General features: G+C 43.0%; 14 protein-coding genes and 1 tRNA gene. All 15 read right to left on the reverse strand.

Going from position 1 to position 15,631, the window contains the following annotated elements; genetic code table 11:
* Nucleotides 1–129: 129 nt before the first annotated feature.
* Nucleotides 130–711 carry a ribosome biogenesis GTP-binding protein YihA/YsxC gene (gene yihA, locus NFS43_RS03270; RefSeq protein ID WP_251549430.1) on the reverse strand — a complete coding sequence of 194 codons (582 nt, stop codon included), beginning with the start codon at nucleotides 709–711 and terminating at the stop codon, nucleotides 130–132.
* Complete coding sequence (gene lon, locus NFS43_RS03275; RefSeq protein WP_251549432.1) at nucleotides 708–3,035, reverse strand: endopeptidase La; 2,328 nt, start codon at nucleotides 3,033–3,035, stop codon at nucleotides 708–710. Before lon ends, yihA begins: the two co-directional genes overlap by 4 nt.
* Before the next feature lie 231 nt (nucleotides 3,036–3,266).
* Nucleotides 3,267–4,934 carry an ATP-dependent protease LonB gene (lonB, locus tag NFS43_RS03280; RefSeq protein WP_251549434.1) on the reverse strand — a complete coding sequence of 556 codons (1,668 nt, stop codon included), beginning with the start codon at nucleotides 4,932–4,934 and terminating at the stop codon, nucleotides 3,267–3,269.
* Nucleotides 4,935–5,078: 144 nt separating this feature from the next.
* On the reverse strand, nucleotides 5,079–6,338 hold the full coding sequence (gene clpX, locus NFS43_RS03285) for an ATP-dependent protease ATP-binding subunit ClpX (RefSeq protein ID WP_251549436.1): 1,260 nt from the start codon (nucleotides 6,336–6,338) through the stop codon (nucleotides 5,079–5,081).
* Between the two features lie 431 nt (nucleotides 6,339–6,769).
* Nucleotides 6,770–8,056 carry a trigger factor gene (gene tig / locus NFS43_RS03290; protein ID WP_251549438.1) on the reverse strand — a complete coding sequence of 429 codons (1,287 nt, stop codon included), beginning with the start codon at nucleotides 8,054–8,056 and terminating at the stop codon, nucleotides 6,770–6,772.
* A gap of 170 nt (nucleotides 8,057–8,226) precedes the next feature.
* A complete protein-coding gene (locus NFS43_RS03295; RefSeq protein ID WP_251549441.1) occupies nucleotides 8,227–9,252 on the reverse strand; it encodes a tetratricopeptide repeat protein in 1,026 nt (341 codons plus the stop codon).
* A gap of 102 nt (nucleotides 9,253–9,354) precedes the next feature.
* A tRNA-Arg gene (locus NFS43_RS03300) sits at nucleotides 9,355–9,431 on the reverse strand.
* A gap of 105 nt (nucleotides 9,432–9,536) precedes the next feature.
* On the reverse strand, nucleotides 9,537–10,046 hold the full coding sequence (locus NFS43_RS03305) for a metallophosphoesterase (RefSeq protein ID WP_251549443.1): 510 nt from the start codon (nucleotides 10,044–10,046) through the stop codon (nucleotides 9,537–9,539).
* Nucleotides 10,043–10,654 carry an XTP/dITP diphosphatase gene (locus NFS43_RS03310; RefSeq protein ID WP_251549445.1) on the reverse strand — a complete coding sequence of 204 codons (612 nt, stop codon included), beginning with the start codon at nucleotides 10,652–10,654 and terminating at the stop codon, nucleotides 10,043–10,045. Before NFS43_RS03310 ends, NFS43_RS03305 begins: the two co-directional genes overlap by 4 nt.
* A 66-nt stretch (nucleotides 10,655–10,720) precedes the next feature.
* Nucleotides 10,721–11,476, reverse strand: a complete 756-nt coding sequence (gene rph, locus NFS43_RS03315) for a ribonuclease PH (protein WP_251549447.1) — start codon at nucleotides 11,474–11,476, stop codon at nucleotides 10,721–10,723.
* A 115-nt stretch (nucleotides 11,477–11,591) separates the two neighbouring features.
* A complete protein-coding gene (locus NFS43_RS03320) occupies nucleotides 11,592–12,638 on the reverse strand; it encodes a GerMN domain-containing protein (protein ID WP_251549449.1) in 1,047 nt (348 codons plus the stop codon).
* A 166-nt stretch (nucleotides 12,639–12,804) separates the two neighbouring features.
* Entirely contained in the window at nucleotides 12,805–13,599 is a 795-nt protein-coding gene (gene racE / locus NFS43_RS03325) for a glutamate racemase (protein ID WP_251549451.1), read from the reverse strand.
* A 142-nt stretch (nucleotides 13,600–13,741) separates the two neighbouring features.
* Entirely contained in the window at nucleotides 13,742–14,191 is a 450-nt protein-coding gene (locus NFS43_RS03330) for a MarR family winged helix-turn-helix transcriptional regulator (protein ID WP_251549453.1), read from the reverse strand.
* Between the two features lie 303 nt (nucleotides 14,192–14,494).
* Nucleotides 14,495–14,719, reverse strand: coding sequence for a helix-turn-helix domain-containing protein (locus tag NFS43_RS03335; protein WP_042459328.1), 225 nt, complete (start codon nucleotides 14,717–14,719; stop codon nucleotides 14,495–14,497).
* Between the two features lie 178 nt (nucleotides 14,720–14,897).
* On the reverse strand, nucleotides 14,898–15,479 hold the full coding sequence (locus NFS43_RS03340) for a class D sortase (protein WP_251549455.1): 582 nt from the start codon (nucleotides 15,477–15,479) through the stop codon (nucleotides 14,898–14,900).
* Nucleotides 15,480–15,631: the final 152 nt, after the last annotated feature.

Here is a 15,631-nt window from a genome sequence, read left to right on the forward strand (position 1 = left end):
TTTAGGTTTCCTTCCCTTACATATTTTTTTGAATCAAAGAGCATGACGTCATGCTCTTTTTATATGTATACAAAAAAGCACACGGAATTTTCCATAGCAGAAAACTCGTGTGCTCTTTCAAATCGTTGTTTACATATAACTTTCGATAATGGCCCAGACTTGATCTTTTCCCTCTCCAGTCTCTGAGGAGAACACGACAATATGGTCGTCTTTTTCAAGCTGCAGGGTTTCTTTTGTGACCTTAAGATGCTTTTGCCATTTTCCCTTTGGGATCTTATCGGCTTTTGTGGCAATAACGATGCAAGGAAGTTCGTAATGCTTTAGAAAATCATACATCATCACATCATCCTCGGTCGGCGGATGCCGCAAGTCAACGATTAAAACGACAGCCCGCAGCTGCTCACGGGTTGTAAAATACGTCTCAATCATTCTTCCCCAAGCCGCGCGTTCCGTTTTGGAAACCTTCGCATAACCATAGCCGGGCACATCGACAAAATGCAGAACCTCATTAATAAGGAAAAAATTCAAAGTTTGGGTCTTGCCTGGCTTAGAAGAAATCCTTGCTAACCCTTTACGGTTCAGCATTCGATTAATAAACGAGGACTTCCCCACATTTGAGCGGCCGGCAAGGGCAAATTCAGGCAAATCGGTCGCCGGATATTGTTCCGGCTTAACCGCACTTATGACAATGTCGGAGCTTACTACCTTCATTTCGCCCCTCCCTCTAAGAGGGCATGCTTTAGAACTTCATCTAAATGTGCCACAGGCACAAATTCCAATTCGCTTCGGACGCTTTCTGGGATATCCTCAATATCCATTTCATTGTCCTTTGGCAAAATGACTTTGGTCAAACCGGCACGGTGGGCGCTAAGAGTTTTTTCCTTCAACCCGCCGATCGGCAGCACCCGCCCTCTTAGTGTAATTTCGCCAGTCATCCCCACTTCACGGCGAATTGGCCTGCCTGTCAATGCCGATACAAGGGCCGTTGCTATCGTGATTCCTGCTGATGGGCCATCTTTTGGCACAGCCCCTTCAGGAACGTGAATATGAATATCAAATTTTTCATGAAAGTCCTCATCAATTCCAAGTTCCTTTGCCTTGGAACGAACGTAACTAAACGCAGCCTGTGCTGATTCCTTCATCACATCTCCCAGCTTGCCGGTTAGCACCAGTTTCCCTTTACCAGGAGCCAGCGACACCTCAATTTGCAATGTATCGCCGCCAACCGTTGTATAAGCTAAACCGGTTGCTACGCCAACCTGATCCTTCGCTTCAGCCTGTCCATAGCGGAATCTTGGCTTCCCTAAGAAGTCCTCGACTGTTTTCTCGGTTACGACCACCCGTTTTTTCTCTCCGGAAACAATAATCTTGGCGGTCTTCCGGCAGATGGTGGCCATTTGCCGCTCCAAGCTCCGTACTCCTGCTTCACGGGTATAATAGCGGACTACTTTTAAGATGGCGTCATCGCGAACTTGAAGGGCGCCTTTTGAAAGGCCGTTTTCCTTAATTTGCTTTGGAAGCAGGTGGTCCCTTGTAATATGAACCTTTTCAAGCTCGGTATAGCCGGCGATCGTAATAATTTCCATCCGATCCAAAAGCGGGCCCGGAATGGTCCCGAGATTGTTCGCAGTTGCAATAAACATGACCTTCGATAAATCATAGGTTTCTTCAATATAATGGTCACTGAAATTGGCATTTTGCTCAGGGTCTAACACCTCTAAGAGGGCTGACGATGGATCGCCGCGGAAGTCACTGGACATTTTATCAATTTCATCGAGCAGGAACACCGGATTAATCGTCCCAGCTTTTTTCATCCCTTGGATAATCCGCCCTGGCATGGCCCCAACATAGGTTCTGCGATGGCCGCGAATTTCCGATTCATCCCGGACTCCGCCCAAAGAAACCCGGACAAAATTTCGGTTAAGCGATGTGGCAATTGATTTAGCTAAACTGGTTTTCCCCACTCCTGGAGGGCCTGCCAAACAGAGAATCGGCCCTTTTAAGGAATTCGTCAGCTTTTGTACTGCTAAATATTCAAGGACTCGTTCTTTGACTTTTTCCAGCCCGTAATGCTCTTCGTTTAAAATCTTCTCGGCACGGGCTATATCGATATTGTCGTCTGTTTTTTTCGACCATGGCAGTGAAATCAGCCATTCAATATAATTGCGGATCACGCTGCTTTCCGCCGAACTGGATGGCACTTTTTCATACCGATCGAGTTCTTTCATAGCGGCATTTAGAACGTGTTCCGGCATGCCTGCTTCCTCGATTTTTTTGGTCAGGTCGGCAATCTCGCCTGTTTTGCCTTCTTTGTCGCCCAATTCCTTCTGAATCGCTTTCATCTGTTCACGCAAATAATATTCCTTTTGTGTTCGTTCCATAGAACGCTTGACGCGCTGGCCAATTTTCTTTTCGAGATTGAGCACTTCTTTTTCGTTATAAATGATATCAATAACATGATTCATTCTTAGTTTCACATCGAGCGTTTCAAGGATCTCCTGCTTTTCCTTAAGCTTGATAGGCAAGTGGGAGGCAATAATATCTGCCATCCGGCCAGGCTCTTCGATATCTGCCACCGTAGCAAATGTTTCAGCTGAGATTTTTTTCGAAAGTTTTATGTATTGTTCAAAATAATCAAGCATCGTCCTCATTAATGCCTGATCTTCTACATCTCTTGTTTCCGGATCTTCATATGTGACAATACTGACTGAATAATATTCCTCTTCATCTTGAAATGAAGTCACTTCTGCCCTGCCTAATCCTTCTACTAATACACGGATTGTCCCGTTTGGGAGTTTAAGCATTTGCTTAACTCTTGTTAAGGTTCCAAACTTGTATAAATCCTCTTCGGAAGGCTCATCAATCGAGACATCCTTTTGAGTGGTCAAGAAAATTAAATGGTCATCTACCATCGCTTTTTCGAGTGCTTGGACCGACCGGTCACGCCCAACATCTAAATGAAGCACCATTGTCGGATAAACAAGCAATCCTCGAAGCGGCAGGAGGGGAACGATCAATTCATTCTGTTTCGCCATAACACTGCACCTCCACATACTAAAAAATAGATTAATTCCCGCATTTGCGGAATCGTCTTTGTACAATTCTATCTCATTTATATTTACGTGTCTATCTTTTGAGATAGCCGTCAAGTTATCCTTGAATTAGCTTCCCCAATGCCCCAAAAAATACTTCGAAAACCTGCTGAATAACACAATAAAAATCCATTTGCTTTAACACATTAAAGGAGTGGGGGACAGTCCCCACTCCTAGATTGTTTCTTTTTTGGATAATTCAATTGATGCGGGTACGGCTTTGTTTTTGGCGTACTCATGTACTAATGCGATTTCGAATACTTCGTGAAGATGGCTGACGGGAACGATTCGGATTCCGTCTATTTCATTCAGGAGTGTCTGCATGTTTTCCTCTGGAATGATGACGGTTTTGGCTCCGGCTTTTTTCGCTGCCTTTACCTTTGGATAGACGCCGCCAATCGGCTTAACGTTTCCATGAATGCTGATTTCCCCTGTCATGGCAACCGTGTTATCAATCGGGATTTTATAAATGGCCGAATAGATTCCTGTTGCCATGGCAATTCCGGCTGATGGCCCGTCAATCGGCACACCGCCAGGGAAATTGACATGGATATCGTAGTCATTTGCCGGGACACCCATGGAGCGAAGCACGGTAATCACGTTTTCAATCGACCCTCGGGCCATGCTTTTGCGGCGTATTGATTTTCCTTGCCCGCCTATACTTTCTTCTTCCACAATGCCGGTAATATTGATTGACCCTTTCTCCTTCGCCGGAATCACCGTAACTTCGATTTCCAGCAATGCCCCTGAATTCGGGCCGGAGACCGCCAGTCCGTTGACTAACCCGACTCTGGATTCCTCGTTAATCATCCGTTCCATTCTTGGGGTCAGCTGGCTTGATTGGATGACCCACTCAATGTCTTCGTCTTTAATAAAGGTTCTGTCTTCAGTGATCGCCAGCCCTGCGGCGATTTGAATCATATTCACCGTTTCACGGCCATTCCTTGCATAGGTTGAAAGGGTCTGAATCGCCGTTTCATTGATGTGCATATTGACCTTGTCCGCCGCCTTCTTGGCCACAGTCATAATTTCCTCCTGCGTTAAATCCCTGAAAAACACTTCCATACATCGCGAGCGGATGGCTGGCGGAATTTCACTCGGGGTTCTGGTCGTTGCCCCAATCAAGCGGAAATCGGCCGGCAGCCCATTCTTAAAAATATCATGAATATGTGAAGGAATCTGGGTATTTTCCTCATGATAATAAGCACTTTCCAAATATACTTTCCTGTCCTCTAAAACTTTTAACAGCTTGTTCATTTGGATCGGATGCAGTTCTCCAATTTCATCTATAAACAGCACCCCGCCATGGGCGTTTGTAACGGCGCCCTGCTTTGGCTGAGGGATTCCCGCCTGCCCCATGGCACCGGCACCTTGATAAATCGGGTCATGCACTGAACCGATTAATGGATCAGCAATCCCTCTTTCATCAAACCGGGCCGTTGTCGCATCCAACTCAATAAATACCGAATCACGTTTAAATGGAGATTTTGCATTTTTCTTAGCTTCCTCCAAGACAAGCCGTGCTGCAGCCGTTTTACCGACGCCGGGAGGTCCATAGATGATCACATGCTGTGGATTTGGCCCGCATAATGCCGCTTTTAACGACTTGATTCCATCCTCCTGGCCGACAATATCTTGAAAACTGGTAGGCCGTACCTTTTCTGATAATGGTTCTGTTAAAGAAATGGATCTCATTTTCCGCAGCTGCTCCATCTCTTTTCTGGATTCACGATCAATTGAAACCTTCTGTGTCCGCTGGTTTTTTAACAGATTCCAAAAATACAGCCCAATAATGATGCCAAAAAACAGCTGAATAAATAAAGCAATCCCCGTCCAACTCATACATTTTCCCTCCTGCACCAAAATACTCATTCCTTTAGATAGTAATAAGTATTTCCTGCAGGGATAGGGAATAAACCCATTTCAAAAAAAGATAGGAAAATGTGCACAAAAAAAGGCTTGGTAACTATTACCAAGCCTGAGTATTTAAGCCGATTTTTCTTCAGCCACCACGGTGCCATCTTCCAAAATTAATTTTGGAGCGCCATTTTCGGCAACCGTTTCTTTTGTAATGATACATTTTGATATATCATCGCGGGATGGCAAATCGAACATGACATCCAGCATAATGCCTTCAATGATTGAGCGTAAGCCGCGGGCACCCGTTTTGCGTTCAATTGCTTTTTTGGCAATTTCTTTTAGGGCCCCTTCTTCAAACTCCAGCTCGACATCATCGATTTCAAGCATCTTTTGATATTGCTTAACAAGCGCATTCTTTGGTTTTGTTAAAATTTCAATTAATGCATCCTCATCCAACTGTTCGAGGCTGGCAATAACCGGAAGACGGCCAATGAATTCCGGAATTAAACCAAAGCGTAAAAGGTCTTCAGGCAGCACCTTTGAAAGCAGTTCTCTTTGGCTGATTTCCTGCTGTTTGACATCTGCGCCAAATCCGATTACCTTTTGGCCCAAACGGCGTTTAATGATCGGCTCAATGCCGTCAAATGCTCCGCCGCAAATAAACAGAATGTTGGTGGTATCGATTTGAATAAATTCTTGGTGCGGATGCTTTCTGCCTCCTTGAGGCGGAACACTGGCAACCGTCCCTTCAAGAATTTTTAACAACGCCTGCTGGACGCCTTCACCGGACACATCACGAGTGATCGATGGATTTTCCGATTTGCGGGCAATTTTGTCAATCTCATCAATGTAAATGATTCCTTTTTCAGCTTTTTCCACATCATAATCAGCTGCTTGGATTAACTTTAATAAAATGTTTTCAACGTCTTCCCCTACATAGCCAGCCTCCGTAAGCGAAGTCGCATCGGCAATCGCAAACGGCACATTTAGAATTCGTGCCAGCGTTTGGGCCAGCAAGGTTTTACCGCTTCCTGTAGGTCCAATCATACAAATATTACTTTTGGAAAGCTCGACATCATCAATTTTGCTGTTAGAGTTAATCCGCTTGTAGTGGTTATAAACTGCCACTGACAATGACTTTTTCGCCTGGTCTTGCCCGATTACATACTCATCGAGAATTTCACAAATTTCCTTTGGCTTCGGAACATCCTTAAACTCCACTTCTTCTTCTGTCCCAAGCTCTTCTTCAACGATTTCTGTGCAAAGTTCAATACACTCATCACATATATATACTCCAGGACCGGCAACCAATTTGCGGACTTGATCCTGTGTCTTTCCACAGAACGAACACTTTAATTGTCCTTTTTCATCATTAAATTTAAACAATCCTTTCACCCCTTGAAAAAAACATTTGGAAGCTTTATTCTAATCGCGAATCCTAACAAATTCCGATATTTTACTTTTACGTCAATGGTATGTATTTTGCATTTTAACACATTTAGTCAGCAGAGCGGAAATAATTAGCTTGATACAAAATATGTTCTTATGGCTGTTAGGATTCGCATCAAAAACCTATGTACCCAATAATGATAACCATTTTTCAAAAAAATAAATCGGGCCTTCCTTGGAATTATTTAATTCGCTTTCAACGGAAGTTATTCCTGCCTGCTTATGAAAAAGGTTTCCCTGACATTATTATAATATGTAATTGAAAAAATGTATAAAATAAGGCACGACAGATATCGTGCCTTATTTAAAGGAATTAAAATTTTTTGTGACAAAGTTCGACTAGCCCGATTGGCCGTCTCCTTTAAAAATTATTTTTTATTTTCAATTAGGAAATCAATAGCTTTTTGAAGCTTAAGGTCTTCCTTAATTCCTTGTGTTCCGCCAAGAGCTGCTTGAATGTTTTCAACCGTCATATTGTACATGCCAGCCATTTTTTCAAGCTCTGCATTGACATCTTCTTCTGTTGCTTCAAGGTTTTCAGCTTTGGCAATTGCTTCTAATACCAAGTTCACGCGAACACGCTTTGTTGCATCTTCTTTCATTTGTTCGCGAAGGGCATTCTCGTCCTGCCCTGAGAATTGATAGTACAATTCAAGGTTCATGCCTTGCATTTGCAAGCGTTGTTCGAACTCTTGAAGCATACGGTTTGTTTCATTTTCCACCATCACATCAGGAATTTCCACTTCAGCATTAGCTGCAGCTTGATCAATTACAGAATCTTGAATATGGTGCTCAGCTTCATGATTTTTGCTGTCTTGTAGACGAGTTCTGATTTTTTCTTTTAATGCATCTAAAGTTTCGACTTCATCGTCAACATCTTTTGCAAACTCGTCATCTAATTCTGGAAGTTCTTTTGCTTTAATTTCATGAACAGTCACTTTAAAGGTAGCAGGTTTGCCTGCAAGCTCAGCAGCATGATATTCTTCAGGGAATGACACTTCCACATCTTTAGATTCGCCAGCAGCAAGACCAACAAGCTGCTCTTCAAATCCTGGAATGAAAGAACCTGATCCAAGCTCTAGTGAATAGTTGTCAGCTTTTCCGCCTTCAAATGCTTCTCCATCAACAAATCCTTCAAAGTCGATGACAACAGTGTCGCCAAGTTCAGCAGTGCCGTCTTCTTTCACTACTAGCTCTGCATGGCGGCTTTGTAGCTGCTCCAATTCATTTTGAACGTCTTCGTCTGTTACAGTCGTGTCAAACGCTTCTACTTCAAGACCTTTGTACTCGCCCAATTTCACTTCAGGCTTCACTTGTACTGTAGCTTTGAAAGTAAAATCTTTATCTTTGCCCATTTGTTCAAGATCGAAATCTACATTTTCCGGCTGAGCAATTGGCTCGATACCTGTTTCGTCAAGTGCATTCATATAAGCTTCTGGAAAAATGACGTCCAAAGTATCTTGGAATAATGATTCAATGCCAAAGCGCTTTTCAAACATCGCACGAGGCATTTTTCCTTTACGGAAGCCAGGAACGTTGATTTGTTTTACTACTTTTTTGAACGCAGTGTCTAAGCCTTCGTTTACTTTTTCTGCACTTACATCAAATGTAAGGACACCACGGTTTCCTTCTAACTTTTCCCATTTTGCAGTCATACCTATTTTCCCTCCAACATCTATATTTCCTTTTTCATTCGTAGCGAATTTACTGTAGATATGCCTTGTCCAACAAGCCACTTTCTACTTTTTTATGTAAAAAAATTACCTTTTTACACAATGCAACCCTTACATTATAACACACGTTTGATTTCTTTCAACATATCATCCTATATATTGGGATAGGAAATTTTCTCTAATTGGATAATTTGCTCCAAAGCCTCATCTATTTCGCTTGGCAAAACTCCGAATTCATCAGCTATCTCCTGTATTTCCGCTTCCATGCCCAAATATTCATTTCCCAGGAGAATGAAGGCAGCAGCCCAGGCAGAAGCATTGTCCGGCTGTAATCCAAATGGATAGCTGACAAAATAGATTCTTTCTACTACCGGCGCAATATTTTCATATAATACAGGATTGTCATTTTCAAGGCTCGCAGCAATTAACTCTTTCACTGCCAGCATTTTGGGCTCCAGCCTGACTTCCGGAAGCAGTGCTGGATTCACTCGTTTTTCCTGGCCAAATTTTTTGACCGCAAGATCCCGGTTAATTTCCTGTTCTTTCATAAGAGTCAGTAGTACTGTTTTCATAAGCGGATGCCCGGCATCCATCTTAAGGTATTCTTCCATTTCCCTCAAATAGGGACGGATATTTTTATCCGCCAAGCTCGATACGAGCAGCATTTGTTCGTTTAGATTCGTCAGCTCCAATAGATTTAATGGCTGCGGTTCCTGCTCCTCCGGCTCGCCTTCGTCTGCAGACTGGCTATGATTTTCCGCCATTTTTCTGCTAAACTGCAGGATGTTTAAAAAGTGGGACAGCTTATCAGGCGGAATCTCCTTTTCCTCTAACAATGCCTCGAGGGTGTCAACAATTTCCTGATATTCATGAAGCTGAATCAAGACTGTTAAATACAAGTCTACCATCTTATAATAATCGCCTATGCCCTTATGCAGCATTTCCTTTGCCAGCACCTTTGCTTTTTGATAGGCAGCTGCTTCGAAATAGGCGAGTACCAGTCCAATTAAGTTCTCATCATTCTCGGGGTCCAGCTCGTTTGCTTCTTCAAGCAGCCGGATGGCTTCGGTATAGTTTCTTGCTTGCAGGGAGTCCATCCCCTTGGCTGTTAATCTTTTCTCAACACCGGGAAGGAAAATCACATTGTCTTTTCGTTTCACCTGTTCCCGCTTTTTCATAAAAAAACCGTCCTTCAAATGTCATTGGAAAATAGTGTATCATATAATTTTCATAAAAAAAACTCACCTTTAAAGGTGAGTTAACTTTTTTGGTATGTAGTATGGCGTCCCAGGAGAGATTCGAACTCCCGACCGTACGCTTAGAAGGCGTATGCTCTATCCGGCTGAGCTACTGGGACATTGATGTTTATCAAAGACAAGATTTATTATATTACCCTAACAACCTAATGTCAACAGGTTTTTATATTTTTTTAAAGGGGAGTTTGGATGCTCCCCAATCCTTTTTAAAAAACAAACTCCCTGGACAAGCTTTCCAATTCATGTCCAGATAGGTTATAAACCAACAATTTCACTGCCTCTTTTTCGACATCCAGAATGCAGTACGTTTTTTCCATCCGGCCGCGGGGCAGGCGGATACTTCCCGGATTCAAAAATAAAGTCCCTCCCACCAATTCTGCCCCCAACTCATGGGAATGCCCGAAACAAACAACATCCGCATTCACTTCCTCGGCTTTGAATTTCAAATTCATTAACGAGGATTTCACCCCATAATGATGCCCATGCGTAATGAAAAACTTTTTGCCCGCCACATTGGTCATCAGCTCTTGAGGAAAAGGGCCAAAATCACAATTGCCCGCGACCGTGAAGTAGCCGGCAATCGACTTATGGTCCGGCATCAGCTGTGAATCACCGCAATGGATCAAGAGATCTACTTCCATTTGATGCCTTTTCCGAATGGTCTCCAGCTCTTCCGTCAATCCATGGCTGTCACTGATCACTAACACCTTGCTCATAGCTGATCCGCTCTTTCTAACAAGGAATCCAATACAGCATCCAACTTCTTCAACGCATTCGCCCGATGGCTGATTTTATTTTTTTCATCAGAGGATAGTTCAGCCATCGCAACTCCTTGTTCCGGAACAAAAAATACCGGGTCGTAGCCAAATCCATTGGTTCCTCTAGGGTCTTCTAAAATTCTGCCCTCACAGGTGCCCGATACCGTGAAGGTTTCTCGTCCGGGTATTGCGGCCGCCAGCGCACAATAAAACCGGGCTGTCCGTTTTTCCTCCGGCACATCTTGAAGCTCCGATAAGAGTTTATTCGTATTGTTCTGGTCATTTTTCGGCTCACCGGCATACCGCGCCGAAAAGATTCCTGGTCTTCCGTCCAGAGCATCCACCACTAACCCGGAATCATCTCCGATCACCATTCGGTTGAGAGCCTTTGAGATTGTCTCCGCTTTTAAAATCGCATTCTCTTCAAACGTCGATCCGGTCTCCTCCACTTCGGGAATTTCCGGAAAATCAAGCAATGTCCGCACCTGTATCCCCCTTGGTGCAAAAATATGTTCAAATTCCCTTGCTTTTCCCGGATTTTTTGTAGCTATTATGACTTCTTTCATGATATTCGCCTCTCTTCCAGGTAATAACCAAATGATTGATGGCATTAGTCCAAAAATAACTCTTTGCTATTTGGTCCGCCGTTCCTCAATTTTTCGCGAAATTTCCTCGCCTAACGCCGCTTTTTGATCTTCAAACAATTCCATTAAGCCTTCTTGAGCAGCATTTAACAGGCTATGGAGCTGATCATAGGAAAACGTGGATTCCTCGCCAGTCCCTTGTAATTCCACAAATTCTCCTTTGCCAGTCATGACGATATTCATATCAACATGAGCCTTCGAATCTTCACGATAATTGAGGTCAAGTACGGTTTGTCCATTTTGCAGGATTCCCACGCTTGTCGCTGCTAAATAATCGATGATAGGAAATCTCGGCAATGACCTTTTTTTCGCCAGACCATTCAACGCGAATGCCATAGCAACGAATGCCCCAGTTATTGAGGCAGTCCTTGTGCCGCCATCGGCCTGGATGACATCACAGTCAATCCAAACGGTCCGCTCGCCAATCGCCTGGAGGTCAACCACCGCTCTAAGGGCCCTCCCGATCAAACGCTGGATTTCCATTGTCCGCCCGGAAACCTTCCCCTTCGAGGACTCCCGGATATTCCTTGTTTCGGTTGCCCGCGGCAGCATCGAATATTCAGCCGTAATCCAGCCTTTTCCCTCTCCTCTCATAAACGGAGGAACCCGTTCTTCAATACTGGCCGTACAAATTACCTTCGTGTTTCCGACCGAAATAAGAACAGAACCTTCTGGATGCATTAAATAGTTGGTTTCAATATGTATAGGTCTTAATTGCAGCGGTTCTCTGCCATCTGCGCGCACACTTCTTCCTCCTCTATGTTTTCGGTAATGGACCAGCCATTTCAGCAAATGAAGAAAGAGGCGGACATAGTGCCTGCCTCTTTCATTGTCATTATATAGTATAACAAAAATTTTCTTAAAAACTACCAGTATTGACTTTTTCCGGACGAGTTACTGGCTCAGACAACTTTTTATCGTCATCCGTTTTTAATTCTGCCTTGCCATCCACCTGAATTGCCACTTTTTGAACTCCTTTTTGTTCGGTTAAAGATAGGACAAGGGAATCAAGCAAATGCTGGGAAATGACATTTTCTTCAAAGCTGCCATAAATGTTTTTGTCAAAGTTTAATGTGACCGTACCGTCCTTAACCTTTGGAGCATCAAGCAGTTTCACGTCTGGCATAAACTCAGAAACCAGGTTTGATTGGTCACTCGGCCCCTTAATTAATTCGTTGACAGCTGCAGCGATTGGGTCCTTCTCATCGTTGCTCACCCTGCGGGTTACTGGAACATAATAATAAGAATCTTCCTCGCCCCCGATATAATAAACGGTAACGGGCTTCGTATTCGTTATATCGATAACATCCGTAGTATCCAAATTGATTCCTGTCGACCTGGACAGCTTATCGCTGATTGGAGTTCCATTCACTGGCATTTCCGTCAATTCATGGCCATTCATTTTTAGTTTTACGGTTTTAACATTTTCAAATTGTGTCAGTGTCCATGTTACGGATTGCAGGATCTTTAATTCATCCTCCGGCTGATAATTTTTAAATTCATTGGAAAAATTTACAGTGGCAACCCCATCTTTGATATCGACGCTAAGTTCTGTATCCTCAGGCAGTACCGCTTTAAAATCATTTGGAAGCATGTCTGTAACCGGACCATTAATCACCAAGTACTGAAGGGCTTGTGTTGCGACAGATTGGGTTTTCGGCAGATTTAATGTCTGAGGGACCACATAGCCATTTTTGTCGATGAGATATAGCTCCGTTTTTACTGTGTTTTCCGTATTTTCCGTCGTCTCCGCTGTCTTTTCACCAGCGTCTTTATCCTCCACCGAGACAGTTTTTGGCGGATCAATTTTCTTTTGCGTTTCCGTTTCAAACAAGCCGCAGCCAGATAGCAATACAGAAGCCGTAAGGACAGTGGAACCAAGAATTTTTGCTTTATGTTTGAACATATTTTTCCCCCCAAAGACAGTTTGTACTATCATATATACGAGCCTTTGAAAAATTTAGACCGTCTGGAAGAAGAAAATTTGGACAAAACATGAAATTTTCCATCAAGGGCTTTGCTGATTGCCCCCCGCCTAACACACAAAAAAAGCCCCGTTAATCGGAGCTTCATTATAATTTGATTTTTTTTACATGTTCGACCGGGAACCCCAGCCATTGGGAAGCGATTTTGGAAAAAATCCATCTTGAACCGGTTGTGTAAAATTCATGTTCTGGTTCTATTTCGCCTGAATCCAAGATTCCATTATATTGGAGAATCGCACTGACTTCCCGGGCTGTTTCATCACCGGAACTAATCACTTTGACTTGCTCGCCCATTACTTTTTTTATGATAGGCTCGAGCAGCGGATAATGGGTACAGCCGAGTATAAGAGTGTCCAGATTATGATTCAATAAGCATTGCAGGGATTCATTGACAATTTTTTCTGCAATCGGCCCCTCATACTCACCACTCTCAACGAGCGGAACAAACTTTGGACACGCATGGCTTTTAACAAAAAGCCGGCTATTTAATGATGTAAGTGCTCTCTCGTAGGCACCGCTTTTGACAGTACCTTCCGTGCCAATAATGCCGACACGATAATTTTTTGTCCGCTTGATCGCGGCGCGTGCTCCAGGATTAATGACCCCAATCACTGGAATCGGCAATTCCTTGCGTATATCATCTAGAGCTGCTGCTGTTGCAGTGTTACATGCAATCACGAGCATCTTAATATTTTTTTCTAATAAAAAGTTGGTTAATTCCCATGTAAATCGCTTTACCTGATTGGTGGATCTTGGTCCATAAGGACATCTCTTCGTATCACCCAAGTAAATGATTTTCTCGTTTGGCAGCTGCCTCATTACCTCTTTGGCAACAGTCAATCCGCCAACGCCGGAATCAATCACACCGATCGCTTGCTTCAAACTTTTCGCCCCATTTTTAGCGGATGGGCTGACTTAGGCAGCCGGCTGCCCCAAACCATCCTGAATGGATAGCGAACTTGAGCCGCTTGCCAAAAATCAGCTTCATCGCCTAAATTCAACTGCGTCTGGAGCCTTCCGCCCGTTAACGCATTTCTTGATGTAATTTCACTAAACTGCTGGATAGGAGTTGAATTTCTTCAGAAGAGAAGTTCTTCAATATTTCTTCAAGATAGATCTGACGTTTGTTGATGACTTCATTAATAATTCGCTTGCCTTCATCGAGCAAATGAATTCTGACAACTCGCCGGTCGTTCGTATCCTTCACCCGTTCAACCAAAAGATTGCGCTCCATGCGGTCAATTAAATCGGTTGTTGTGCTGCATGCCAGGTACATTTTATTGGACAACTCGCCGATTGTCATATCTCCATCTTCAAAAAGCCATTGCAAAGCAACGAACTGAGGTGGTGTTATTTTATAATTGCTTAAAATTTCCCGCCCTTTTTGCTTGATGATCCCCGAGATATATCGTAATTCTTTTTCAATAGTACCAACAATATCTGCATTGCCGGCTGGAAGATTATCGAGTTCCATGAACCATACACTCCTAAAATATGCTTCTCCTCATGACTTGATAATGAAAATAGACATTTTTTCGGTCAAGCCTGTCCTTATTTTGTACTTTTTTCACTAAAATTTCAAGCTGGAACTATCCATGCCTTCACAAACAAAAATAGAATGGATGGAATTTATCAAATCCCATTAATCGTCTATTATGTAGATTTCTAGTTTTTTCGCCCATTCATGGGTCAAGAGAACCCAAGGGGTATTTCAAGCACTATGAAAATTTATCGCCTAAATGTATGAACCGGCCTCCATTACGGATGCCGGTCATGTTTAAAGTTCTAGTTCTCCCATACGAAGGAGTTCTACAACTGCTTGTGATCGCCCCTTAACACCAAGCTTTTGCATAGCATTCGAAATGTGGTTCCGAACTGTTTTTTCGCTGATAAATAATTCACTAGCGATTTCTTTTGTTGTTTTGTCCTGTACTAACAGCTCGAATACTTCTCTTTCACGTTTGGTGAGTAATGGCTTGTGAGTATAATCATTCTCCTTCAAGTATTGTGACCCTCCTTGCCTTCGCCAGTTATGCACCGGGGGTGGGTATATATTTAGTCACCATATATTATGTGAACAGCACACTTCTAGTGACTAAATTGCTTAAGGGAAATTGGAAATTATCAAATAATTTCCGCCGCTTTTAACCTGATTTATGCAAAAAACAGAAAAGCTCCACCTAGGAGCTTTTCTGTTTTGCATAAATAATATATCGTTTCGGCGCATTTCCCACATAACGGAATGGATAACAGGTGGTCACGATTAATTCCTCTTTTTGATTTTGCAGCGTGATGATGCTGGTATCATCGGATTTTACGATTTTCGTATCGGTAATTTCATAGGTAAAGTTTCCATACGGCATTTTAACTTGAAGTGAATCACCAATTTTCAGCTCTCCCAGCCGGCGGAAAACGGTATCACGATGGCCTGACAACACAATTTGTCCATTATCTCCTGGAAAATAGGAGCCTTTATAATGTCCTACCCCTTTGGCTAAATCATCAGGATCGGTCCCTTCAATGATGGCCAGTTCAGATTTTAATTTAGGAATCACCAAAAGACCCACTGTATCCCCAAAACTGGGCTGTGGAGCTGTCTCATCGGTATTTTTATCTGTTTTGATGGGTTTTTCCTCCACGAGCTTTTTGGCCTCCTCGACAGATGCGGCCGTTTGCACCTTCACATCGATAATTTGCCAAACGCCAATCCCCATCACAATCAGGCCAATTAAGATAATCAAGAGCGGAAACTTTGATTTCACCTTTCCATACCTTCCTTTTTCAATAGGACTTGATATTCCAAGTATATCAAACGTTAGTGAATTACACTATATTTGTAGGAATTAATGTATACAGAAAGAGGCTGTCCCAAGGGAACCACCTATGAGACAGCCTTTCATAGAAAATAACATAG

Source organism: Neobacillus muris, from assembly GCF_943193175.1.
Classification (GTDB): domain Bacteria; phylum Bacillota; class Bacilli; order Bacillales; family Cytobacillaceae; genus Neobacillus; species Neobacillus muris.

Bases quoted from the DNA above. Each gene is read 5' to 3' on its own strand.
- yihA (WP_251549430.1), bottom strand. From the start codon at position 711: ATGAAGGTAGTAAGCTCCGACATTGTCATAAGTGCGGTTAAGCCGGAA.
- lon (WP_251549432.1), bottom strand. From the start codon at position 3,035: ATGGCGAAACAGAATGAATTGATCGTTCCCCTCCTGCCGCTTCGAGGA.
- lonB (WP_251549434.1), bottom strand. From the start codon at position 4,934: ATGAGTTGGACGGGGATTGCTTTATTTATTCAGCTGTTTTTTGGCATC.
- tig (WP_251549438.1), bottom strand. From the start codon at position 8,056: ATGACTGCAAAATGGGAAAAGTTAGAAGGAAACCGTGGTGTCCTTACA.
- NFS43_RS03295 (WP_251549441.1), bottom strand. From the start codon at position 9,252: ATGAAAAAGCGGGAACAGGTGAAACGAAAAGACAATGTGATTTTCCTT.
- NFS43_RS03305 (WP_251549443.1), bottom strand. From the start codon at position 10,046: ATGAGCAAGGTGTTAGTGATCAGTGACAGCCATGGATTGACGGAAGAG.
- NFS43_RS03310 (WP_251549445.1), bottom strand. From the start codon at position 10,654: ATGAAAGAAGTCATAATAGCTACAAAAAATCCGGGAAAAGCAAGGGAA.
- NFS43_RS03320 (WP_251549449.1), bottom strand. From the start codon at position 12,638: ATGTTCAAACATAAAGCAAAAATTCTTGGTTCCACTGTCCTTACGGCT.
- NFS43_RS03330 (WP_251549453.1), bottom strand. From the start codon at position 14,191: ATGGAACTCGATAATCTTCCAGCCGGCAATGCAGATATTGTTGGTACT.